General features: G+C 41.3%; 22 protein-coding genes. 4 read left to right on the top strand and 18 right to left on the bottom strand.

Annotated elements, in window-relative coordinates; translation table 11 throughout:
- Nucleotides 1–114: 114 nt before the first annotated feature.
- The 15 genes from RR877_RS01330 to RR877_RS01260 all read right to left on the bottom strand — a co-directional run bounded on the left by RR877_RS01330 (nt 115) and on the right by RR877_RS01260 (nt 11,324).
- On the bottom strand, nt 115–354 hold the full coding sequence (locus tag RR877_RS01330) for a hypothetical protein (protein WP_332627592.1): 240 nt from the start codon (nt 352–354) through the stop codon (nt 115–117).
- Between the two features lie 344 nt (nt 355–698).
- A complete protein-coding gene (locus tag RR877_RS01325) occupies nt 699–1,040 on the bottom strand; it encodes a hypothetical protein (RefSeq protein WP_332627590.1) in 342 nt (113 codons plus the stop codon).
- Entirely contained in the window at nt 1,027–1,920 is an 894-nt protein-coding gene (locus tag RR877_RS01320; protein ID WP_332627589.1) for an N-acetylmuramoyl-L-alanine amidase, read from the bottom strand. Before RR877_RS01320 ends, RR877_RS01325 begins: the two co-directional genes overlap by 14 nt.
- Before the next feature lie 12 nt (nt 1,921–1,932).
- Nucleotides 1,933–4,089 carry a family B DNA polymerase gene (locus RR877_RS01315; RefSeq protein ID WP_332627587.1) on the bottom strand — a complete coding sequence of 719 codons (2,157 nt, stop codon included), beginning with the start codon at nt 4,087–4,089 and terminating at the stop codon, nt 1,933–1,935.
- 439 nt (nt 4,090–4,528) lie between these two features.
- Nucleotides 4,529–4,930, bottom strand: coding sequence for a hypothetical protein (locus RR877_RS01310; RefSeq protein ID WP_332627585.1), 402 nt, complete (start codon nt 4,928–4,930; stop codon nt 4,529–4,531).
- 75 nt (nt 4,931–5,005) lie between these two features.
- Nucleotides 5,006–5,404, bottom strand: a complete 399-nt coding sequence (locus RR877_RS01305) for a phage DNA polymerase-associated SH3 family protein (protein WP_332627583.1) — start codon at nt 5,402–5,404, stop codon at nt 5,006–5,008.
- Between the two features lie 12 nt (nt 5,405–5,416).
- Entirely contained in the window at nt 5,417–5,815 is a 399-nt protein-coding gene (locus RR877_RS01300) for a hypothetical protein (protein WP_332627582.1), read from the bottom strand.
- Nucleotides 5,790–6,671, bottom strand: coding sequence for a hypothetical protein (locus RR877_RS01295; RefSeq protein WP_332627581.1), 882 nt, complete (start codon nt 6,669–6,671; stop codon nt 5,790–5,792). The genes RR877_RS01300 and RR877_RS01295 overlap by 26 nt, the downstream gene beginning before the upstream one ends.
- Nucleotides 6,672–7,016: 345 nt before the next feature.
- On the bottom strand, nt 7,017–7,370 hold the full coding sequence (locus RR877_RS01290; protein ID WP_332627579.1) for a hypothetical protein: 354 nt from the start codon (nt 7,368–7,370) through the stop codon (nt 7,017–7,019).
- Between the two features lie 70 nt (nt 7,371–7,440).
- Nucleotides 7,441–8,076 carry a hypothetical protein gene (locus tag RR877_RS01285; protein ID WP_332627577.1) on the bottom strand — a complete coding sequence of 212 codons (636 nt, stop codon included), beginning with the start codon at nt 8,074–8,076 and terminating at the stop codon, nt 7,441–7,443.
- A 10-nt stretch (nt 8,077–8,086) separates the two neighbouring features.
- Nucleotides 8,087–8,458: a hypothetical protein gene (locus tag RR877_RS01280; protein ID WP_332627576.1), complete on the bottom strand. Its 372-nt coding sequence runs from the start codon at nt 8,456–8,458 to the stop codon at nt 8,087–8,089.
- Nucleotides 8,459–8,610: 152 nt separating this feature from the next.
- Nucleotides 8,611–9,600 carry a hypothetical protein gene (locus RR877_RS01275; protein ID WP_332627574.1) on the bottom strand — a complete coding sequence of 330 codons (990 nt, stop codon included), beginning with the start codon at nt 9,598–9,600 and terminating at the stop codon, nt 8,611–8,613.
- Nucleotides 9,601–9,642: 42 nt separating this feature from the next.
- Entirely contained in the window at nt 9,643–10,257 is a 615-nt protein-coding gene (locus tag RR877_RS01270; RefSeq protein WP_332627573.1) for a hypothetical protein, read from the bottom strand.
- A 111-nt stretch (nt 10,258–10,368) separates the two neighbouring features.
- Nucleotides 10,369–10,686, bottom strand: coding sequence for a hypothetical protein (locus tag RR877_RS01265; protein WP_332627572.1), 318 nt, complete (start codon nt 10,684–10,686; stop codon nt 10,369–10,371).
- A 2-nt stretch (nt 10,687–10,688) separates the two neighbouring features.
- Nucleotides 10,689–11,324 (bottom strand): lytic transglycosylase domain-containing protein, encoded by a 636-nt coding sequence (locus RR877_RS01260; RefSeq protein WP_332627570.1) that lies wholly within the window; start codon nt 11,322–11,324, stop codon nt 10,689–10,691.
- Between the two features lie 95 nt (nt 11,325–11,419).
- Here RR877_RS01260 and RR877_RS01255 point away from each other — a divergent pair, with 95 nt between their 5' ends.
- From RR877_RS01255 to RR877_RS01245, 3 genes are read left to right on the top strand one after another with little or no spacing between them, the layout of a single operon-like run.
- Entirely contained in the window at nt 11,420–12,238 is an 819-nt protein-coding gene (locus RR877_RS01255; RefSeq protein WP_332627569.1) for a hypothetical protein, read from the top strand.
- Between the two features lie 15 nt (nt 12,239–12,253).
- A complete protein-coding gene (locus RR877_RS01250; protein WP_332627568.1) occupies nt 12,254–13,003 on the top strand; it encodes a hypothetical protein in 750 nt (249 codons plus the stop codon).
- A complete protein-coding gene (locus RR877_RS01245; protein ID WP_332627567.1) occupies nt 13,003–14,334 on the top strand; it encodes a hypothetical protein in 1,332 nt (443 codons plus the stop codon). Before RR877_RS01250 ends, RR877_RS01245 begins: the two co-directional genes overlap by 1 nt.
- 424 nt (nt 14,335–14,758) lie before the next feature.
- On the opposite strand, the gene RR877_RS01240 is transcribed toward RR877_RS01245, so the two are convergent.
- The 3 genes from RR877_RS01240 to RR877_RS01230 all read right to left on the bottom strand — a co-directional run bounded on the left by RR877_RS01240 (nt 14,759) and on the right by RR877_RS01230 (nt 20,099).
- Nucleotides 14,759–16,426, bottom strand: a complete 1,668-nt coding sequence (locus tag RR877_RS01240) for a hypothetical protein (protein WP_332627566.1) — start codon at nt 16,424–16,426, stop codon at nt 14,759–14,761.
- Between the two features lie 15 nt (nt 16,427–16,441).
- Entirely contained in the window at nt 16,442–19,033 is a 2,592-nt protein-coding gene (locus tag RR877_RS01235; protein ID WP_332627564.1) for a hypothetical protein, read from the bottom strand.
- 85 nt (nt 19,034–19,118) lie between these two features.
- A complete protein-coding gene (locus RR877_RS01230; RefSeq protein ID WP_332627562.1) occupies nt 19,119–20,099 on the bottom strand; it encodes a hypothetical protein in 981 nt (326 codons plus the stop codon).
- A gap of 238 nt (nt 20,100–20,337) precedes the next feature.
- On the opposite strand from RR877_RS01230, the gene RR877_RS01225 reads away from it, so the two are divergent.
- A complete protein-coding gene (locus tag RR877_RS01225) occupies nt 20,338–22,518 on the top strand; it encodes a hypothetical protein (RefSeq protein WP_332627560.1) in 2,181 nt (726 codons plus the stop codon).
- Nucleotides 22,519–22,563 lie beyond the last annotated feature (45 nt).

Genomic DNA, 22,563 nt, shown 5'->3' with positions numbered 1-22,563 from the left:
GTTAGTCAATACAGAGTTCGCTTCAGTCAAAACACAGTTGATGCTTCTGTCTATGAAGATCAAATAAACAAAAAAAAAAGACTCTCCGTAAGGGGAGTCTTTTATGACGCCTAATTACTTAGGCAGTTCACAGACGATCCAATCATACTTGACTTGATCGTTGTCAACCATGGGGCCAGAGCAAACAGTGTCGCCACTGGCTACAACCTTACCGGTTGGGTGATCAACCATGTGGTCGAGGTGGATGTTGAAACGTCCACCTTCAACCGTAAAGGGAATGATCGCAGGAATGCTCCGACCTTGCGTTTGAACTTGATTGAAGATGTGTGCGTCAACGTGTGGGATAAGATCCATGATGAAACTCCTTAAAATACTTAACGATCATCACTCGTTAAGCGGTTAGAAAATATGCTCCACTATTAAGAGTATCGGTGGCTAACCCGACCTTTCTTAAAAGCAGAGACTTTTGATTTATACGTCCTTAGCCAGAGGATCGCCTATTCAATCATAGGTGAAGTTTAACATCTAAAGTTTAGAGTCCTAGGCGGTTACCAGATGAGTAGATCTCACCACCAGACTTGTTTTCCTAGAAAGGTAAATGAATTAAGATTACTCTTAACTCACATTAAGTATATATCGCTGAAATGTTTTTATTTGGTTATACGACATAAAAGGTATCCCGAAGGATACCTTTTTAGTTAATATGTCTTAGTAAGATCAAGTAGCTCAAACTTGGAGACTTCAGTGATGCTAAACGACTGCTGGTTAAGTTCAGTAATAGATTCAAGCAAATCTATTACAACGTCAGGGTGTGGTCCCATATCATTTTCAACAACCATATTCAGATGAGATGGTTTCTTAACGATAAGGATCTGTCCATTAGCCACACTAATCATTTCAAACTTATTCTTCTTAGAATAAGCGTGAACAGCTTTAATACGACCATCTAGACCACGTTCTACGATGTAGTATTCTTTCTCGAAGATTTCGGGATTGTTATTATGCAATCCAATAATCGAGTTAAGATCACTGTTTAACATAGTTATCCTTTCCAAGTTTTACTTCACCGGGTTTGAATTGAACATAGATGACACCTTGATTATCGTATTTAATCACACTACCAGTATCAGTAGTGAGAATGTAACGTTTAGGTGTAGTATCAGTTGCTTCTTCGATCTTGTACGATCTGATATCTGAAATGAAATAGTTCTCAAAGATACCATTCTCGAAAGCATAACACTTAGAAGACTTCAGTAGCTTCTCTGAAATAGGTAAAGCTAACAGATTACCTTCTACGTGTCCTACTTCACCAGGTCCATACTCATCAACAATGATACCAAGTTTGTTCTCATAGATGACTTGTTTAATTTCATCTGTGAGGCAATCCGATACCCAGTGTTCCTTTACTTCACCAAACTTTTCCTTGAAGAGATTGGCAATCCAAACATCGGATGCATCAGGTTGCTTTTGCTTATTGAGTTCAGGAATGGTTTTTACCCATTCCTTGACATCAAAGCACGGACATTCCTTAGTAACACCAGGAAAATCATGATGACCACAAATTTCAGCTTGAGGCCATTGTCTCTTTAACTTCACCAACAAACCAATGAGGCTAGCGATTTGTTCATTGGTATAGTTGACTTCACCTGTTACACCATCTTCTTCTTTGACACCACCAATTAGGCAAATGCCTAAAGTGACAGTATTCCATCCAAAGACATGTGCCCCAATAGAGAACATATCACGGCCATCCTCTACCTGTCCGTTTCGTCGGATAACGAAATGGTAACCGATAGTAGTCCAGCCTTGTTCTAAATGGTTATTGGTAATTTCGGCTACGCCAATATCCTGAGACGGTTTAGTAGCAGAACAGTGAACAACCAAATAGTCAGTCTTCTTACGTGGTGCTAATTTTTCCATGTCTTTTACCTTTTAGTAATAGTCGCTAATGAGTGTGGTTTTCTTTTCATTCAAGAAATGGAAACCCAGAGTTTCGAGAATCAGATAGAAAACCTTAGACAGATTTACTACCATTTCACGAGTATCGATTGCAGCCAGAATCTCCTTAGGGATACCCTTACCTGCTGCCGCTTGAATTGGAATCTGCATAGTAGGGATTTGATCCTTTCCATTTGCATGTAGCCAACCAGCAATACGTTTAGACAGAACTTTGTCTTCCATGGCATCAAGCCACTCTTTAGTAGCACCAGGAGTATCCAGTTTAGTCTTAACACGAAGCACTTGATATGGAGGCTCTCCAAAGTCACCGTACTTATCAGCAAAGCAACCCTTCCACAACAGGTAATGCATGTAGTTAGATTCCATTGGTGGTTTGGTGTAAGACTCACTAGTCTTGATTTCACCCAGACGGAAGAACTTGGTATCAGCATCAGCAATACCTTTATAGATCTCACGTTCAATATCGGCAACGAATGTGAGTTTCTCTTCAATCTTAATCAATTCACCCTTACGAACTGTATAAAGGATATCCTTCATCAGTTTCTGTGCAGCTTCATTGATATGTTTAGGCGCATTGGAAGACTTAAGGTGAACGCCCTTAATATCAAACTTGTACTTCGCTTCTGTGTAGACGTTACCCTCTTGACAGCTAATCACACCAAAGTAATGTTTAGCCACCTTGGTAGGAACAATCACTGGATAATAGAACTCGTTCTTCATCGCAATCTGACGAAGACGTGAATCCTCCACGCCAGCATTCTTAGACATAATAGCCAATACATTAATGATCGACTGACTAGCCAAGAACACCATCATAGCACCAACTGCAATAGCCTCTGGATGGAAACCCAGTTTACCGTGATACCAAATCTGCCAATCCTTGACGGTAAAGATGGTCGAGTCTGTATCACTGATCAGAGCAGCACGACGAATACTGTCTGGGAAGTAGGGAGTAGCAGCAGGAATGTTCTTAGTTACCAAGAATGCATCGATGAAATCAGTGAAGTCATGGATAGTTTGGCTAACGTTCAAACTAGTAGCAGCCAAGGTATTGAGTTCCTTGGTTCCTTCAATAGCCTTGTAATCTTTACCTTTACCTTCCATCTCCACGCTACAGATTTGATGAGCAACCACAACGTGGTCTTCATTCAGTGTCTTTACAACACTGACTGCATTGTCGATTTGTTTATCTTCTACCTTGGTAATCAAACGTGTAATCAGATCACGCATAAAAGCTTCATTGTGCTTCTTGATGTGGTGCAGGTCACCAGTATAGACGAAAGCAGCACGTTGCAGACCGTTGAGTCTCTCAACGTAGGATCGAACCTTCAACATGTTACGGTTCATATCCAAACCATAGAGCGAAGCACTGTAGATAATGCAATCCATGACATCATCTACTGAAGGAGTATGAAGACCGTACTTCTCCATTGCAGCAGCAATCTTCGTATAATCACTATAACTAGTAATACTAACGATATTGTTGAGGATGATGTTAAAGTTAAAGTAATGTCGATTACCCGAGAGTAGCTTCTCGTTGTTTGCATTACCATAACCACTAGTCATACGGCAGTTACTAGTGAGCGTGCTGTGACTAGATGGATTAAACAATGGATTACTTGGTGTTGCATGGGCACCAGAGATACTATTGTTTTGAAGCTTAGTACCCTTTTGTGTAATGTTCTCGAAGAACTGACGAACCTTATCACCACGAGCTTCTGCTGCAAACATGGCTTTCTTAGCTACACCACGTTGCTTAACCTTATCATCAATATCCAGTGCCAGAATACTCTGACGTTTATCTGGAGGCATGTACGTAGTCATGGTGGGTGCCATGATCTCACGATTCTTAATTACTTCACCGATGTATCTACTCAGAGGAATACGTTCTACACGACGATCACCAGTATCTTCATCTCGGTACAGATACGTAACCATCGGATCTCTCATACGAGGGAACTCACGATTCTTGATCTTCTCAATTACTAGCTCTCGTGCTCGCTCCACCGCAATACCTTTGGTAGTATGGAGGAAATGTGCAGCCTGCTCAACGTAATGTTTCACTGGACTGATATCACGAGTATAGTGCTCAGCAGGGAGCAGGAATGGATTTTTAAATTCCGAAGACATCTTTTTTCTACCTTTCTACTTCACACAAAAGATAGGTCTAGCTGATAATAATTACAAAATGAAAAAGACGCGGCATAAAGGTAGGGGCAGCCCAATGGCCACCCCTACCCTCTCGCTTCAACAACACAACAACAAAATATGCACCTTTTTGTTTTTACAGGTTCCACCTTACACCGATTAGTGGAAACTATTTAATAACATCTTATACGTCTTCGCCTGACGATATGGTGGTAAAGGAACAACGACTCGAATCCACCTAGTGTTATTTATAGCTCTGTCTACCTCTTACATAAAGACCCTTTATTTTGGACGAGGAACCAAAACGGGTGCATATCGACGTGGGTCTTTAGAACTCTTCTTTTTTCAATACATACTATATAGGTTTTTTCAAAAAGAAAAATAGACAACATAAAAGGACAGCCCTGAGGCTGCCCTAATATTAGTACTGACGCCAGGTGAAGGAACGCAGCTTGGGGTACTTAACGTAGTCCCAATCTTCGTAATCTGCGACGTTTTTGTTTTGCTTGAAGGATTGACGCCAAGCACGTTTTTCGTACTCAGTGTAGCCCTTGCAAACTCTGAGATCAATGGGACCAGCCCCATTGAGTCTAGCCCAGAGATCCTTATCGTTAGCTGCTTGAGCTTTCTTCAAAGCAACGATCAGACCGGGATCTCGTCTGTAGTTCTCATCGTAGAAACCCTCGACGCTCAGGTAGTGGGTAGCGTAACAGAAATTACCATCGTAGAACTCACCGAAGTGTTCGATTTCTTTAACGATGTTGTAATCCTTGTAGTACCACTTTTGGTGACGAGGATGAATACGGCGGATAGTTCTTGACATACATGCTCCTAGATTAACTAATATCTACTAAGCATGATGCCTCCTGTTGAGTTAAACAAACAAATCTCCTAACGGTTAGGTGGAGAGAACACTCACTGTGCTGAAACCAGCCAGTCCCAGAATATTCTTGATAATGGCGATGTCCTTTTGAGACGCGCCATGGATGCGAATGTCTTGATAGGTGTCAAGACTCTCCTGAATAGAATCAGTTCTGATCCATTCAGATGCAATCATCAGATCACTACCACTGTCCTCAGACCTGAAGAGGTAGTAGGTATAAGTGGTCTGATCACGACTGATGCCTTCTGGTAGGTAAGCGGCTACCATAGCGGCTGTAGTATCCACAGGATAAGTCTTAGCTGCCAGACGATAGCTAAACTCACCCTCCAGTACCATGTTTCTGAAATTGTGCCCTAAGACTGCTGGTGCAATCGTAGCGAACGTGTATTTGGAACCATTCTTTAAAGTACCCATTTCAAATTCCTTTTAAATGGTATCCTCTTCCAAAATAACCATTCCATTATTGACATCTACGACAATATAAGGAAAGGTATCTCTACCTCCCTCCTTGAAAAGTTTATTCTGGTAAATGATACCGAACAAAGCCAGACCTACTGGCTGCAACATATTCATCACAAGATTTAATTGTTGCTGCGTAAGCTTGACTAGATTCGGCATGGTTCCAGTATCAGTAGCAAACTTTGAGAGTGCTTTGATATTCCAGAAGCTACTAGCGTAGGCCATGTTCAGATCCATGTTCTCGACAAGGTAGACAATGACTTCGTTAATAGCTCTGAAAGGAATCGTCTCACCAGATGCCTTCATCATATCGTTGATGATAGAGAAGGCTTCTGATGGACTAAAAGAAGCCAATTTCTTTGACATTTATGTTTCCAACAAATGGCTCTGCAATGAATACACAAATTCCACATGCATCCACCGGCAAAGGCACATAATGCATTCGGTCATTGCGATGAATCTTCAACGCTAAGACAGTTTCCATAAGCTTCATAGCTAGCGCCATGAGAAGCTCGTGGTTTTTCTTGTTGTACTCATCACCATCGTATTCATTAACGACGAGATCTTCCCGTAGCAGATAATCATTGAGATTGATACCTGATACGGCACGTTTAATATCCAACTTATCTTCGATCTTTCTATCGAGTCGATTGAGGATGTCTGTGATAATCTGAGGATAATCTAACAGACCATCATATCGGTTGTCTAGTTCACCAAGGATTGCAAGATGTTCACGAAGAGAAACGTTCATGTGATCTCCAGTATTGGTTTCTAAGAACATGTCCCTCACATCGTTGTCTATTTTACCTTTAAAATTCATTTCACGATCTTCCAGAATTAAGGTTAATTCACCATCAGAAGATATATCCTCGAAACTTACGTAGGCTTTACAAGCATCAGGATTGTCAGCCACGAGTTTCATCAAATACGTGAGAGTTTTACGTGTTACGCTTTCCAAATCATCGTAACTATTATCGCTAAAGCCTTCAAGTACTTGAATGCTATCGTAGATAAGCCAATTCAGATAAGTCATCTGAACTGCATTGTTTACCTTACAGATATTGATACCATCAACCAGTGCATCCAAAAACCCATCGCGGTCAATTGTAGAACCACCTGTGTTTTCAAAAATATCAATAGCATCCAGTAAACTTTTCATTACAGCAGTGGATATTTTATCATCCAAAACCAGTTTACGCAAGATCAATTTACATTTAGCCATACGACTAATCCTTCCTTACCTAAAACCTTGATTCTCTGACTGTGATTGAAATCTAGGTTCAAGAGTGTGAATTGTGGCATGAGGTATCTATCGAAAAGCATCGTATAGAAATACTCTAACCCTAGGTATAAGACACTGTGGTCTATACTCATGAAATCGAGACTGTACTCTAATTCATCATCCATAATGCTCATGAAGTCATCCAATGTAGGACACTCCAAAGCATAGTAGAACAAATGCCAGAAGCTAAAGTTCCTTCTCAATGCAGAAAAGAAACCTTGTTGAGCACTCTCGAAAAGATAAGCAAAGTCACCTACTGACAACGAAAAAGTGCGTGATCCCCTCTCAACAACAGAAAAGGAATCCTTTGTCATTCTGTGGACGAGCGCTGTATCTCTTGATAGTTGGGTTAAAGACACCATGGTTACTCATTGCCGCTGATAGTTGTTGAAGAATATAATCCTCAACCATCTTTTTTAAGTGTTGAGCTTGTAGAAGTCCATCCTCTAACGTTGCACCATTATGGATAGAATACTGTACTGTGAGTAACTCCATCAAACCAGAGATATCCTCAACTAACTGCAACGATTCTTTCGGAGAGTAGTACTTTCCAATTGATTGTGCAATTCCAAACACAAACTTCTCTAAATGTGTTTGCACAGTGTGGATGAGGTTGTTGTGATCAATACCTTCCTTCACCCACTTCCTACGAACATAGGCTGCTACATGGTCTTCTGCTACACGCAGATTAATGATGTAGCAGCGTTCATTAGGATTGTTCGGTATCTTGCTGTTGCTTATCATATTGCTGTTGATTCCACATGTAAGCACGCCAGTCACCGTAGCGCTTCAATGTAAGACGGAATCCATCATATTCCACTTCATGGACATTCCAATCCTTTCCATGATAATGATCGATAATGGATCTGATGAACGGATCAATGCGTTCGACAATGTACCCACAAACATCATTGACATCGTACTTTCTATCGATGTAGGGCTCAATAGCCTCGTAGACATCAAAGACTGCTTCCCAGTTGGAGCGCTTTGAGATATCATCCTTTACGAATGCAATCAGAATCTCGGTTGCAATTGCAATCTTGGTTCTGGGTCGATAATTCTTTCTAGAACTGAGGGAGTTGAGCACAATGGGATTACCATTGAGCAGATAATCACCATCCAGCTTCAGGAAATTCTCAAAAGCCACTACCTCACCTTTAGAATCGAGGATTTTATCTGACTTCTTAACAATAACCTTTGCACCACTATTAGTGATGTAAGCTGGCTCCATTTCGATGAGGTACTCTTCAATCATTGTTGTGAAACGATTGACGACATCCACGATGTTGATTGTTACAACATGCTCAGGTATCTTAAAGAACTCCATCGGATCTTGAATAATCATCTTGTTGTTCCTAGATATCAATCTTAGCAGTTGTTGCGATGATAACGTTTTCATTTGATAGCACTGCTTTTGCTGTTAGGTTCTGTGGAAGCCTATCGAGAATATTGGCATTCTGGTCTAAACAATAAACAAATGCTCTAATGTACTCTGGTTCGATGGCACTGAAGATATCGCGGTAAATGGCATTGACAGTGTGGCCTCTGACATCTATGAAGAATCGTTCTTTCAAAATATGATTGAACGACCATTCAAACCAATTACCTAAATCGAAAGTATCCGTTGGTTGCTTTACAAATGAAAGGATCTCCCTAAATTCAGCACTGATTATAGGTTTATACTTACACAGTAAAGTTCCCACATTGGATATGAGAATATACGACATTTATACCCTTTCAAAAGTACGGGATTGTCATAAAGCCCCTACTCTACACAATATATAAAACGCTTGTAAAATTTTAAACATTCTATATGTTGAATAAAGATAAAATTTGCAATCATAAAAGCTACTACCCGAAGGTAGTAGCTCTTTGATTATCAGAACATCAAGCCATTGCTCTCAGCCTTGTCACCGCTGCTGAGGATGCTACGCTTGCTGGTGCGTGCACGAGCTTCCTCGTCCATGTCTTGCAGCATTTTTTGCTGCTTCTTGAACATAGCTTCAATCGTGCCGTCGTAGATCAGATAGTTGACCGGCTCGTTGTTGAGCTGATCATTGGTCTTCTTTTGATCGAAATACCCAACCGTCTGATAGTCCACCATGAAGCCGTAAGACTTATGGTTGTCACGGCTAGGTGACAGGACAGCCGAGGCAATCAGATGATGCTCAGGGCTCTTATTCACGTCTCCAATCTGGATAACCAATTGGGAGAAGGAAGGAGCAAAGTGCGTCACCTTGTCGTAGTTGAGCCAGTTGCGCAGATCTTGTGTATCCAGTCCTTCGTTGTTACGAGAGAACAGGGCAGAGAGCATGATCACGTTATCCGAGATACGCTTGTTCACAGCGTTCTCAGACGAGTCCACACCGTTTTCGAACATGCAGGCCACCACAGGCTTCTCGCGCAGCTTAGAGATCGATTCATACGTCTTCATGGACGCAATCACGTTCTCCAGTGCCTTGCGGTCTTCGTAACTGTTAACGCCGAAGAAGATCACATTCTCACCACGAGAGAGCAGCTCGCTGATCAGGCTCGGTGCAATCACAGAACCAGAGCCACCACTGTTGGAAGCAATGACAATGTTGATCTCAGCGGGCTTGAACTTGAGCAGGACTGGGTTGACGTTTTCCATGATGACATTAGCCACATGGCGACGATTCTTACCAGCGCCGTCTGCATCTTCGTAGATGTAGACATTCGGATCTTTGGCAGTCAGACCACCGAGGTTGCTTGCTGAGGTGTCCAGGAAATAGATCTCACGATCTGCAAAAGCATCGGAGTTGAATTCCTGTGAACGATTCGCAATATGGCGAGCAATGTTGATGCCAGTGCCGCCGCAACCATAGATGTTCATGATACCTTTTGTCATTTGGATTCCTTAGAAAAGTGGATATGAGAGGTTTTGAGATTTTTAAGCGTTCTCGTCGCTTTTTCCGAGCACGATGCCATCTTCACCAACAACTGCATTTTCAACAATTGCGGTTTGGACATCGTGACCAAAAGTATGGTCTTGCTCTTCTGCTTCATCGACAGCCAACTTCTCTTTGACGATGTTGTTGTGCATCTTGAGCAAATCGGTCAACTGATCTTGATCGAGTTCATTGAAGTCAATGGATTCGATGTTATGACCAAAGAGACTATTGGTCACAGTGAGTGATTGCAGAACACGAATAGCTTTGGAGCCATCCGTATTGGTGACTGGTTCACAGATGATCGTGGTTTCGTTCATCTGGAGAATCGCATCAGGATTCTTGAGGACCATGTCGAGAGCAGCTTTCAGAATAGATTCTTCAGCCACACAGATTGCCACAATAGGATCACGAGTCACCTTGGACTTGACAATGATGCCCCAATGCTTTTCATTAGGCAGAACATCGTCACTGAAACGCAAGTCAGTAGTGAGCACATCCAAGAAGAATGTGAAACGCAGCATTGCGAACGAAGGTGGGGAGACCATGATTTCGTTGGTACGAATATCTTGACCTGCCAGATCTTCTTCAGTAACCGGATTCATAATGTCGGACATGTTACCCTTTCAAATGTTTATGTCGCTATTACACACATCAATGATATATTGTCGTAAACTTTTTAAAACAACAAAAAAAAGAGTACCGTGAGGTACTCCCTTTATGCTGCCTTAATAATCAACAGGGAATTTGTACACCATCTGCACACGACCTGTGAGGATGGAGGTAATCAATTCCACTACCAGATAAGAGTTCATATCGTCACTGATTGCTGGATCAGGATCTTCGATAGTGATTTTCTTATGACCGATGTGAACATCTTTCGCATTATCACCCATGAAATGATCTACCACAATATCGTAGAGGATCTTGGAATCAGCCCATCCAGTCAAGTCCTTGTTCTTTTCAAAAGGACATTCCTTAATAGCCTTGTAGAAGGCATCAGCTAATTCATGAGAGTTTTCGGCAGTATGATGGAGGTTGAACATGATTAAATATCCTTAATATCACCGTTAAGTCTGGCGAGGATATATTCATATTCCATCTCAGCCAGCTTGGCATGATATTGACGTGGCTTATTAAATTCAGACAAAATAGTTACAGGTTGTTCTTTCACGAACATTTGTGTAACCAAAGTCTGTTTCAGCTCACGATGGGTCTTAGCAATCTTGGCAACGTACTTACCGCTACTACCACCCAAATAGCAACCTAATGCACGATTGACATTATCGTTATACTTTTCCAAGCAGTCATTGATGATGATAGTACCAACTTCAATGTTCACTGCAATGTCGTTAATATTTCGACCACGGATTTTATCCTTGTGCCAACGAGGTAGGACTTGCATCAAACCTCTTGCTCCACTACCAGACTTTGCCGACGTTTTAAAGGTCGATTCGTTCTTGATAATAGCGAGTAAAAGCAATGGGTCAATCTTATGTCTTTTGGCCTCTGTAAAGACATGACGAACGATAGTGTCAGCTTGCGCTTTGCTAACGTTCTTATTGACTGAAGGAATCCAATCACTAGTTATTAATCTGTTATTCACTCGTACTGGATCAGCAGCTAATGCACTGGTCATGTGAATGAATACTAGACTAACGATTAATAAAATATGGCGAATCATTTTAAAGCTCCTTAAAAGAGTGGATCATTGATAAAGAGTCGTTTAAACTCGATGCAATGATATATGACTAAATAAGTTTTGTATGGAGTTAAGCTATGCAGTTAAACCCAATTGATAGAGCAATCTTTGAAATAAAGTTTGCGATACCAAGGGAGATTTTAACAGAGGTCTTTAAGCCACTTACCTTTTCGTGGACACCAGCCTCAGTAAATCTCGATGAACAGATCCTGAATAAAGTTATTAGACCCAAGGTATTTGTAGACGCTAACATCGTAGGTGGATCGGAAGTAATTATTCCTACCCATTCCCTAGCTAGAGATAGTAGCGACGAATACACGACAATTTTTCACATTCCGAAGAACTTAACTCAAGGTAGAAGTATCCTAGCAGTGCTAAGTATTTCTTATATGGATGCAGCTACTCTGTCAGCTTATAACAGAACAGCTATCTATGATCCTTGTAGTATCACTGCGAATGGACAGGCAGCAGAAGCTTTGTTTAATTCCGCAAACACTATTATCATGCCGTCTACAGCTAGAGTCGAACTCGTAGCTGAGAACACCGTCATGGTCAGAGATACAGCTAGAGTACAAGCAACAGGCTTCCTCAGATGCCTACTCGCTTATGATGCCTCTATGTCTCAGATCCAGATCGGTTCTATCTTAGACTTTACGGAACTTGCCGTATTAGGTACTAAAGCCTACATCTATAATGAATATAGAGTGAAGTTAGATGAAGGTAAACTCAAAGGCGGTTTTGAGTTAGGCTCCTTTCGAGAAATCGTAGAGTCCTATTCAGACTCTAGAGAACAATATAATGAATACCTACGTACCATCTGGCGCAAAGTCGCACACATGAACGATAGAGAATCTTACGAACGATTAATCCGAGCACAAGTCGGTGGCTTTAGATAACAGGAGTTTTAAATCATGTCACTTATTCAATCTGCACTAGAAGAATGCAGTTCTTGCAACTCTAACAAATACGGTTATTCCGAAGTTAAGCAAGGTCAAGACACCAACGGTAGATTAAAAGACGGTTTCACCTATGACGATAGCAAAGGTGTTAAGGATAGCGTTATCCTGACTGGTCCCCTTTCTGAAGTCTACACAAAAGCATTAAACATTACATTAAGAAAAACACCACTGATTAAACCAGAAGAGGATACTCCTGATCTTAATACGAATGTTCGTGTCAAAGATGACAATGGTGTTAATCCGATTGTTGGTACAGAAGCTTTGAAGGAAGAAGATGATACCTTGATAGTACTCAATCTCCTCAAAGACAAACTGACTAAAGAAGAAGCTACTGAAGTAGATGAGAACTATGAGTTCACTACTTTAGCTAGCGATCCTTCTAATGTGGTGGCTAACATTGCTGTTATGACAGCATCTGATGCTATCCGACCAGAGATTGTGGATAAGATCCAATCCTACAAAGAAACTAACGCCAACCATGATACGATCTTGGTGGTGTCCGTTCCTACCAATAGCGGTTCAGAAGGTACTAAGGTCTATCAGAAATTGATTAACCTCAACCCTAGAGCTAATGTTCTTGGTAATGATGCTCCTCAGCTTGAGAAGGCTTTCGAGAGTCTGTATGAGAGAAACGGCATTAAAGTGTTCTACGGTGCCGAGGGTCTGATTGAAGCTATCAGCTACATTGGTAGGAATTTATAATGTACGCTGTAAATAACGTACTTGGTTTGAGTCTGGAAGAAATGGCTACCTTTGATAAGATTCTTGAAGGTAGTCTTGCCCTAGCGATGGAAGATAATAAGACTTCTTCCATTGGGCAACTCAATAAGATGTTTGAAACGTTTGCTGACTACGTTGACATTGATCAACGTTTAGCAGACAGGATCAACAACTTCCAGATCTCCTTCGTTAATAAAAACGAAGACCATATGGCGTTCTTTGGCGGGAACCTAACTGGAGTGCAAGTGGTTAGGTTTACGGTGGACGATCTTAATCGATTCTACTCGGACGTTATTGGGATTGATGATGTCGAGATTGAAGAGCAGCTCCATGCTCTTTCGGTCATCAATACAGAACGAATAGTTTCTTCTGATGTTTTCGTGCATATCTGCATGTGGTTGATCCACAAGTTCATGACTTCTAAGCTGAACAAGAAAACTATCGAGAGAACAATTCAAAGTTTAAACTTGATTATTCTATATAAGTTCTTAACCAGCTTATTATTTAATTATTTCAAATTCCCAGCAGACCCCCAAATTGCTGCTGCGACATACGCACAATTGAGTAATAAGTTCGCTATCAAACAGTTCGGTTCGTGGTCAGCACTGTTAGAAAATCGTACTAAAGATATCTGTAGTGAGCAAGGTCTTCATTACAAAACAATCTATAATTACATGGACGATGATGCCATCCTCTATGCAATTACGGATACTCAAAGTAGAATTCGTGACATGCTCAAGAACATCTACTCTGAGTTTATGAAAACCTACGAGAGAGGTAACAAAATCAGAACGTCTTCAAACTCTTTTGAATTTGAAGGTGAAGAAGTTCTAAAGGATAAGACCAAGAATCTTGGATCTTACGTTAACTATGTGTATTCCGTTCTTCCAGAAAGAAATACATTCATTAAGCCTGAGATTCTCGATGCACTAGAAGGCGTGGTTCATACCGCTCCGAGAAAACTAGTAGAGCAAACTTTAGAATGGGTCTCTGATAACTATCGCTATCATAGCTCAAAAGACATTGAGGAGTTGGTTAAACTAACTCTACTGCATAGCTTCAATTATCTCTCTGATAATAGAACCGTTATGAAGAATAATGCCAACCTGATCAATCTCTCGATCAGGCTTAAAGGTATTTACATGTCTTCTAAAACTAATGATGCCGAGATTAAACGCATTAGAGAACTCTCTGAGAAGATTGTTAGAAAAGCAACCACCACTAAAAATAACAGCTTGGTTATTAGTGTGAGAGTAGCTCTATTACTTTATATTGTTATCCGAGCCTTTACGATGCATTATTATTCGGGATAATAGAAGTATGGTTACTTTATCTAAATGGTTAACTTATCTCTTTTACGCAATCATTGGTAAATGGGTGGTTACAAAACACACTACAGATGGAAGAAATAGTCTTCTGTTTGAGGGTGATATAAAAGGTTATTCGGTAAAGTTCTATTGCCAAGACATTGTGTATATAATGCATTTTGAGAGGCGATTCATACCTGATAAAAAGATTAGGTCTTATAGATTCAGCACTGTCATCGATGATTCGGCGCCTGCTGAGATTAAAGAGAAATGTAAAGAGGTTATCTTCTTCCCGGACTTCAGTCCAGGATTTCTCCTTAGTACAGATAAAAAGAAGCATATGTTGAATGTGTACCTTGATGTTATCAACCTTAAGACTACTTAATCGGCATAAAAGGAGTGGCCTAGGCCACTCCTACTTATGTCGTCTTTATACCTTCTTGATTGGGAGACCAGCCACTGAGAGCTTCAGTGTATTGCCAGCATCAATCTTCAAGAACTCAATATAGATATTGGAGTAAAGATCCAAGTTACTGTTAACAGTAATGTCTTTATCCCAAGATGTGATTGGTTGCTCGAACCTAGCACCATCCACCACGATAGCGAAGTGGGTAGGCATTACAGCACGGTCTTCTCTGATGATATTGAAGAGTGGTTTAGTGTTGTAATAGAGTTGATCAATCCATGCACCAATATTACCGATATCATTCTTCAGGTTAACCTTCCAGAGATTCTGGTTAGTCATAGCTGCTGAAGCTTCAAGGTTCTGACCAAAGAGGTTAGCTTGATTAGGTTCAAAACCAATCTCAAACTTAGAACCAGCCACGTTACCTGCACGGCGAAGGATGATAAACAATGTCTGAGTATGAATGTAGTCAGGGAAGGATTCCGAGACATCACTCAAGTTTACACGAACAGACAGATTCTGAATGTTGTTGTAAGTATTACCAGCCCAGACATCACTGTTCTCATTGAAGCGAACAAATGCTGTAACATCAATCATGATATCACGGCGCAGATCCATCAGGAACCAACGAAGCGTATATACACTCAATGTATTGTTCCACTCTGGGTAAGCGTAGAGCTTAGGAGTGAACACACCGTTTTCGACTTGAGTCAGCAGAGTAAACGGTTCAGTGATGAACTTACCATCAGAAGAAACCGCACCATAGACCGTTTCATCAGCATCTAAACGATAAGACAATACTAGAGGTACTTCTTGACCAACAATAGTCGCTACGAACGATTCAAGACCCAGCAGTCTAAACTTAGTACCATCTACAGGTAAGCTACGGATACTACCATCACTATAATGGACATTACCGTAGATATTCAAACCAGCTACTGGAACGTTGATAGGATACTTGATAACACGAGTATCGGTAACATCCAAGAATGGTGTCTTGATCGAAACATGTGAGATGTACTTCTGATTAGCATTCACACTTCTAATGTAAGAAGTATTCTCAGCCATCAGCACTTTCTTACTTACTACTCGATCAGTTTGGCTATAGATCACCAACGTCAGAAGTTCACCATCTTTGATAACCTTGTTGGTATGGGCAGGTGGAACATTCTTGATTGTGTGGTTATCATGGCTATCGTAAGCAGCCAACTCCAGAGCGATCTTATCATCAAGATATTGACCATTGGAGTAAACCACAGATACCACTTCACCAGTTGCCGACAAATCAGTACCACGGAAGATTCTAGCATAGCTAGTCATGCTACCCATGACCTTCAGTCGTGCATCCACACAAAGTGTAGCTGGCACAGTGGAAGCATCAACATAGACACGGTAGGTTTCAGATTGTCTACCAGCACTAGGGCCGATAATCAGATCTTCGTCCAACACATCCCCATCGATAGCGTTGACATCAACCATAGTAGGTATCAGTAATGCACTGAGACCAGTAATGATGAAAGTTTTTCTATTAACCAGATCACGGACGTAGTCGTTGATCTTAGGTACGAATTTACGAGTCGCAGGTCCACCAATGTAGATTTCATCTAGATTCCAGATAGTCCATCTACCATCGGGATCATACTGCGGTACGGCTCCATCTGAGCCGATAATGTTCGGATTACTAGTTGCCATAGTTAAATTCCATTATTAAGCCGTTTTTACTGAAGGTGAAAGAGTTACCAGACCTCTGCAATACTCTTCAACGACCTTGTGAATGAATCTATAAGAGTTCAGATTCAACTCAATGACGTATGGCATTGGGTGAGGATGGATAACTACGTATCTTATATCTTGAGAGTTAGGATCTTTAATAGGATCAGCCTCAAGCAAATACTCATAGGGTTTACAGATATCCAATACTTCTTGTCTACTGTATCCCTTAGCTGTAGGTGGAATTCTGAGATAACCTAAACGCAGATCCATAATCAGTTTCGTAATGAAGGGACTGAATACTTGATAACGTCTTGGAATAGCCACCAGATCACCTCTAGGAGGTTGTGGGATCTTGATAGTCATGTAGTCACTCACTACCTTGTCAGTAGCAATTGACTTATCTCTTAACTCGTAAGTATCACTCACAGTGTATGGTTTCACTGGGACTAAGATATCTTTCACCAGATAAGGTAAACCGTTGTGGTCATCAGTAATACTGACTCCGCTATGGAATTCAGAGAATACTAAATCGTTTTTGTGGTAGAATCTACCACCAACAATTACTCGCTGAACCTTATCATCACGGATATCGTATCTATTGTTATTAGATAAGAGACCATGTTCAATGAATCCAACATCTCCCTCCTCCATAATGGAGAGGTCTTTCTTACAGAAACCAGCAAAACGGACATGGATATTCTGTTTGAGTCTCAATGGATCATTCAGATATTCCTTGTTGGTAATAATTACCTTACCTTCTCTGTAGAAGTAATCTAATCCACGGATCAAAGATTTCTTATTGAGGAAGACATCTAATTGACCTAATGGGACATCCATCTTGTACAGAGCCAATCCAGTACCACGATCTTGCTTAGCTGCAAGTTCTATCTCCAGTTGACCAGCAGTCATGAAGATCTCGTAATCCTTGGCGTAGAAACGTGAATCACTTCTGAGCAAAGGATACTCAGTAGTATCGATACTCTTCCATTCAAACAACCCATTGGTTACGGTGTATTTATCAGTACCAGTAATGTCTTTATATTTCGTAAAGATGTTACCGACTCTGTTTGACGAATAAACACGATAACCGTAGACATCATTTAAAGTGGCTGTACGAACATCTGGAGTCTCATCCAATACATCGCCACCCCAACCCACAATAACCTCAGCATAGGCCGTTAAATCAGATTTAACAACATAGTTCAGTCCAGTGTAGTGATGATGCCAACCAATGAGAAGACCTTCTGCATCGTATTCGTAAACAGTACAACCGTGTCTAGCTCTCAAAGGTAATTCGATAGCAGCTAAAACAGGACTAGGAGTAATCTTAACTGGAGTGTCAGCCAAGTATTTACTAGCAGCGTTGTACATGTAAGCTTTTTCAGCTAATTCCACAGTAACATCATTGAACATGCTTCTGAGCATTAACATGTAGTCACTGTTTTCAAGATTAGCAGCTTCCCAGACATCCACAGTAGAGTCGAGTCCAACCATAGCTCTGATAATTTCAGAGTCTGCAAGCTTATAGAGTTCTAAGATACGTTGATGTTCAAACTTCAACTCTCTCTTAACACCAGCATTTCTGATATGTAATCTTACAAACATATCGTCAGCAGCTAATGATGCTCTTGGAACATAGAGCTTCTCGAAAGTATTAGCGAACTCTCTAATATAAGATGGAACTACTGAATAGTCTCTATGAGTCAGATTACGGAGACTGTCTTCATCGTTCTTATGGTAATAAACACCACGTTCACTAGGACCACCTGCTCCTAACTTTTGTATCAGATAGACATCAATATCATCTTGATAATCAATCTGGAAAGAATCGTTCTTTGGTCTATGAACCAACAGCTTACGTTTCTTATCTAAGATACTCTCAAATGCTTCCAGGGTCTTTACCTTGAATTCAATGACATCATAGACAGAAGAGTCGTAGACTAATTCAGCACTATCACCTACTTCTAGAGGATGATCGTTGAAACTCTTTACTAAGAGACCATTGACATAGCAAGAGACAAGTCCAGTGTTATGTGCAAGTAGTTCAGTTTCTTTTTCGTGTAATGCATCGATATCAGCAGCAGTAGCATTCTTACCGAAGACTACTACCTTAGGGATATCTGTTGATCTCACAGAGTTGAAGTAAGCATTAGAGTATACTCTCAAGTACACCTGCTCAACATCCAAATCAATCTTGTACTTGTCGTTAAACTTAACAGCTAAGATCAAGCTGTTATTTTCAGTATAACGATAAAAGGTATCAAATCTAGGTAATTGGAAACCAGATGCAACGTAAGCATCAGCCAACATACCACGATCATTACAGGTATCAGCTAAGCTAGTCCAATCATCACACTTGATAAAGAAGTTCAAGACTGTGGGATGGATAGCACCAATTTGATAGACATGCCAAGTGGATGTATCGTCTGGTAGGTTAACAGAACTCCACAGATCAACAGTAGCGAATCGTTTCTTTCCATAGACTGGCGTAAGTCTGAAAGGCTCGATGATACACTGTCTATCTTGAGTTGGTGAAATGAAAACATTGCTTAGAGCATGTTTCCTAAGATAATCGTATTTGTTCATTGTTGCTCTCAATAAAAAAGAATCGTCATAAAGGAGTCAGGCTAAATAACCTGACTCCAATATTAACTTAAAACATTAGAGCCTATCAGTAACCTGACTTTGCTTTTGAAAACAAATTCTTCATCGCTCTAGTGAATTCAACTTCACCCTTGTTGCCGCGATACTTATCAACGACCTTAGAGAGACCTGAATTCTTAAATGATCTTTCAGTGAAAGCACTGTAGAGGATAGTCACCCAAGTAGGGGGATGTTCCAAAGCAGCACTAACAATAGCTTTACCATTAGTACCAAACCAAGTACCAGAGATCACACTGATAATAATACCAACGTTCAGATCATCCAGTCGTGGATTCTCAGTACAGACTTTGATAGAATCTACCAGATCCTTAAGATTCGAGAGATTATTGATCTTATCAAGAGTCTCAAAAATCATGTCCGACTTAGCAAAGGTAGCTGCTGCGATGTTAGGCACACAGGCTACTTTCTGATTCTCAGTCAGAGTAGTTTGTTCGTTAAACAAGTTAGAATAGAACGCAGATGCAACGATTGAGATAATCAGTTGATCTTTAGGATCTAAGCCATAACGACGAGCAATACTCTCAGATACCAGTGAAGCATAAGCTGCCATAGGAGTCTTAGAGAGATACTTGAAATCGTTATACTTCTCACCACCCCAGTAAGCAGTCAGAATAGCCATAGCTTTATTCAAACTGTACTCAGTGGTCAGTCTAACATTAAGTTGACCAGCAGCATCGAGTTGATTGCCACTAATAAAGGGTCTGCCATCAAAGACTACGTAAGACTCACTCTCTTTATCTTTAGTAGGACTATTAAAGAAAAGAGGAAACGGAAATGCAGGAATAGCAACTTCTTCTGGTGTAGTATTGGTCAACACAGTAGCTGCTGGATTCTTACAATTGCCAAAGTCTTCATTAGCAATACGACGATTGTTATCGGCGAAATTTACTTTAATGACAGCCATCTGGAGTTGCTTCACGATAGAATCGTAATTGGTTTTGAAACCCGCTCCAGTGCTGGTATCAAAAGCCGTATTGTAGATAGTCATCTTACAATCCTTTATAAATCTAGGTATATTTAATCTCTAATTAGAAAAGAGGCCCGATACCAAAAATAAAAATTGGATATTATACAGCTATCACAAATAGCGGATTCCATAATACTTATGATTCGGGCTATAGTTGCAGACGGCCTGCATCTTTTCTTACACATCATTTAAAGTTTGCTGCCCGAGTAATATAGTAATATTTACATTGTTTTAGATAGACCTTTATAGGAGAAATTTGATGACAAACTCAACGATCATCAACGCAGCACCTATGCATAATCCGCTAGGTACTCAGGATCTGAGTACTCGTGCGTTGCCTTTCGAATTTGAGTCAGTACCGACCCACCTTCCTAAGCAATACATTTATGCAAAGCGTGGCCCTACTACTCCACAATTGGTGGTGGGTGCAAGCCGTAACCAGATGTACGGCGATGATACATTTGATCTGAGAAAGAAGTGGGCTAACCACTCTACTCTGTATTCAAATATGTTCAATAGCCAAGGCAATGCCCAGATGATCGAACGTATCATCCCTGCGGACATTGGCCCAGTTGCTAACGTATTGCTGAGCCTCGAAGTGACCGAGACCCTGGTTAATGTTTACGAACGTAATCCAGATGGCAGCTATGTGTTGGATCAATTGACTCTCGAACCAGTGGTCAAGGGCCAAGCAATTGGTCACATTGGTAAGTGGGTGACTTCTACCATCTCGGATAAGGATCAGATCCATACCTTTGGTGAAGCTGAAATCCAAACCGGATCTTCTACTGGTTCACTGCCTGAAGGCGACCCTACCTCTATTGAATTAGTGGGTATCGTGGTTAATCCAGGTACTGTTGCTCCTACCACCTCTAAGGTTTATCCTATTCTCCAATTCAGAGCTTCTTCTGTTGGTGAAGATGGTAACTACACCGGTTTCCGTATCTGGACTCCTACCGAGACCAGCGCTTATTCGTTTGACTCACGTATCCTGCCTCGTGGCAAGTACTACCCCTTCCGTATGGCTGTGGTTCGACGTGAAGAAGCAGCTACCACGGTTACCATTAAGGAAAACCTGTCTGGTGAGAAGAACGTCCTCGTGACTCTGGCTCCTAATGCTACTAACCCGATCACTACTGGTTCTATCAGCATTGGAGATGTGTTCCTGGATGCTTACCAGAACGTGAAGGATGTACGTTATCCTATCCAGTTGGGTGACTTCGGTGATGTGCATGTGTATCAAGAAAACATTGATCTGCTGCTCAAGAAGTTCTCTGACCGTGAAATGGCATACATGAAGGCTCTGCCTGTTGGCACTGAGTATTCTTCAGACTTCAATCCCGATTCAACGGAAGATCAGAAGTACTTGATGAACATCTTCGGTGGTCACAGCTTCTCTGGTTGGAAGTATGATACTTTCCAATTGGATACGACTGGTACTACTCTGTCGTCTGTAAGCAACATCTTCAACCAAAGCGGTAGCGATGGTACGATGAATGATGTTGAGTTCGCTAAGCTGGTTTCAGCTCGTGTGAAGGAATACAACAATCCTAACTCGGAACTGCAAGAGAACGCTATCCACGTTGAGTCGGTTATGTACGACTCGGGTTACCCTCTGGCAACCAAGTACGATATGTTGAACTTCATTGCTCAGCGTAGAGATACTTGCGTGTTCCTGTCGACCTTTGAATCAGGTGCTAAGCGTCTGACTCCTTCGGAAGAAACCTCACTGGCTATCGCTTTGCGTACCCGTGCTGAGAACTTCCCTGAGTCTGATTACTTCGGTACTCCTGTGATGCGTGCTTATATCCAAGGCCGTACTGCCAAGCTGCGTTCTAGCACTTGGAAGGGTGATGTTTCGCCTCTGTACGAAATCGGTAAGAAGCTGGCAGCCTACATGGGTGCAGCTAATGGTCGTTGGAAGATTGGTGGTGGTATCGGTGGTGCTCCTAATTCCATCATGGAAGAGCTGACCGACTACAGTGCTCTGTTCACCCCTGCCCTGGCACGTAACCGTGACTGGGAAGCTGGTCTGAACTGGATCATGCACTTCGACCGTAAGAATGCTTTCATTCCTGCGACGAAGACGGTGTACCAAGACGACACTTCTGTTCTGAACAGCGTGGTTACGGTACTGGCGATCTGCGAACTGAATAAGATTCATGATCGTGCTTGGAGATACTTCTCTGGCGTTGATAACCTGTCCAATGGTCAGTTGAAAGAACGTTGCGAGAACTTCATTAACAACGCTATCGAATATAAGTTCGATGGTCGTTTCATCATCGAGCCTGAAGTTTACTTCACCGATGCTGACTTGAAGCGTGGTTATTCTTGGTCCCTGCGTTCCAAGATCTTCGCTGCTAATATGAAGACTGTAATGACCTCTAGCGTTGCGGCTTACCGCCTCGACGACTACGAAGGCAACCAAACACGTCAATAAAGTAAATAGCTCCCTACTATCATCCGTAGTAGGGGGTTTCTAAAT

The organism is Aurantimicrobium sp. (genome assembly GCF_036667855.1).
Taxonomy (GTDB): domain Bacteria; phylum Actinomycetota; class Actinomycetes; order Actinomycetales; family Microbacteriaceae; genus Aurantimicrobium.
This window is presented reverse-complemented; position numbering and strand designations above follow the sequence as displayed.

Coding starts and splice junctions, on each gene's coding strand:
- RR877_RS01330 (WP_332627592.1), bottom strand. CDS start 354: ATGGATCTTATCCCACACGTTGACGCACACATCTTCAATCAAGTTCAA.
- RR877_RS01325 (WP_332627590.1), bottom strand. CDS start 1,040: ATGTTAAACAGTGATCTTAACTCGATTATTGGATTGCATAATAACAAT.
- RR877_RS01320 (WP_332627589.1), bottom strand. CDS start 1,920: ATGGAAAAATTAGCACCACGTAAGAAGACTGACTATTTGGTTGTTCAC.
- RR877_RS01315 (WP_332627587.1), bottom strand. CDS start 4,089: ATGTCTTCGGAATTTAAAAATCCATTCCTGCTCCCTGCTGAGCACTAT.
- RR877_RS01310 (WP_332627585.1), bottom strand. CDS start 4,930: ATGTCAAGAACTATCCGCCGTATTCATCCTCGTCACCAAAAGTGGTAC.
- RR877_RS01305 (WP_332627583.1), bottom strand. CDS start 5,404: ATGGGTACTTTAAAGAATGGTTCCAAATACACGTTCGCTACGATTGCA.
- RR877_RS01300 (WP_332627582.1), bottom strand. CDS start 5,815: ATGTCAAAGAAATTGGCTTCTTTTAGTCCATCAGAAGCCTTCTCTATC.
- RR877_RS01295 (WP_332627581.1), bottom strand. CDS start 6,671: ATGGCTAAATGTAAATTGATCTTGCGTAAACTGGTTTTGGATGATAAA.
- RR877_RS01285 (WP_332627577.1), bottom strand. CDS start 8,076: ATGATTATTCAAGATCCGATGGAGTTCTTTAAGATACCTGAGCATGTT.
- RR877_RS01280 (WP_332627576.1), bottom strand. CDS start 8,458: ATGTCGTATATTCTCATATCCAATGTGGGAACTTTACTGTGTAAGTAT.
- RR877_RS01275 (WP_332627574.1), bottom strand. CDS start 9,600: ATGACAAAAGGTATCATGAACATCTATGGTTGCGGCGGCACTGGCATC.
- RR877_RS01270 (WP_332627573.1), bottom strand. CDS start 10,257: ATGTCCGACATTATGAATCCGGTTACTGAAGAAGATCTGGCAGGTCAA.
- RR877_RS01265 (WP_332627572.1), bottom strand. CDS start 10,686: ATGTTCAACCTCCATCATACTGCCGAAAACTCTCATGAATTAGCTGAT.
- RR877_RS01260 (WP_332627570.1), bottom strand. CDS start 11,324: ATGATTCGCCATATTTTATTAATCGTTAGTCTAGTATTCATTCACATG.
- RR877_RS01255 (WP_332627569.1), top strand. CDS start 11,420: ATGCAGTTAAACCCAATTGATAGAGCAATCTTTGAAATAAAGTTTGCG.
- RR877_RS01250 (WP_332627568.1), top strand. CDS start 12,254: ATGTCACTTATTCAATCTGCACTAGAAGAATGCAGTTCTTGCAACTCT.
- RR877_RS01245 (WP_332627567.1), top strand. CDS start 13,003: ATGTACGCTGTAAATAACGTACTTGGTTTGAGTCTGGAAGAAATGGCT.
- RR877_RS01240 (WP_332627566.1), bottom strand. CDS start 16,426: ATGGCAACTAGTAATCCGAACATTATCGGCTCAGATGGAGCCGTACCG.
- RR877_RS01235 (WP_332627564.1), bottom strand. CDS start 19,033: ATGAACAAATACGATTATCTTAGGAAACATGCTCTAAGCAATGTTTTC.
- RR877_RS01230 (WP_332627562.1), bottom strand. CDS start 20,099: ATGACTATCTACAATACGGCTTTTGATACCAGCACTGGAGCGGGTTTC.
- RR877_RS01225 (WP_332627560.1), top strand. CDS start 20,338: ATGACAAACTCAACGATCATCAACGCAGCACCTATGCATAATCCGCTA.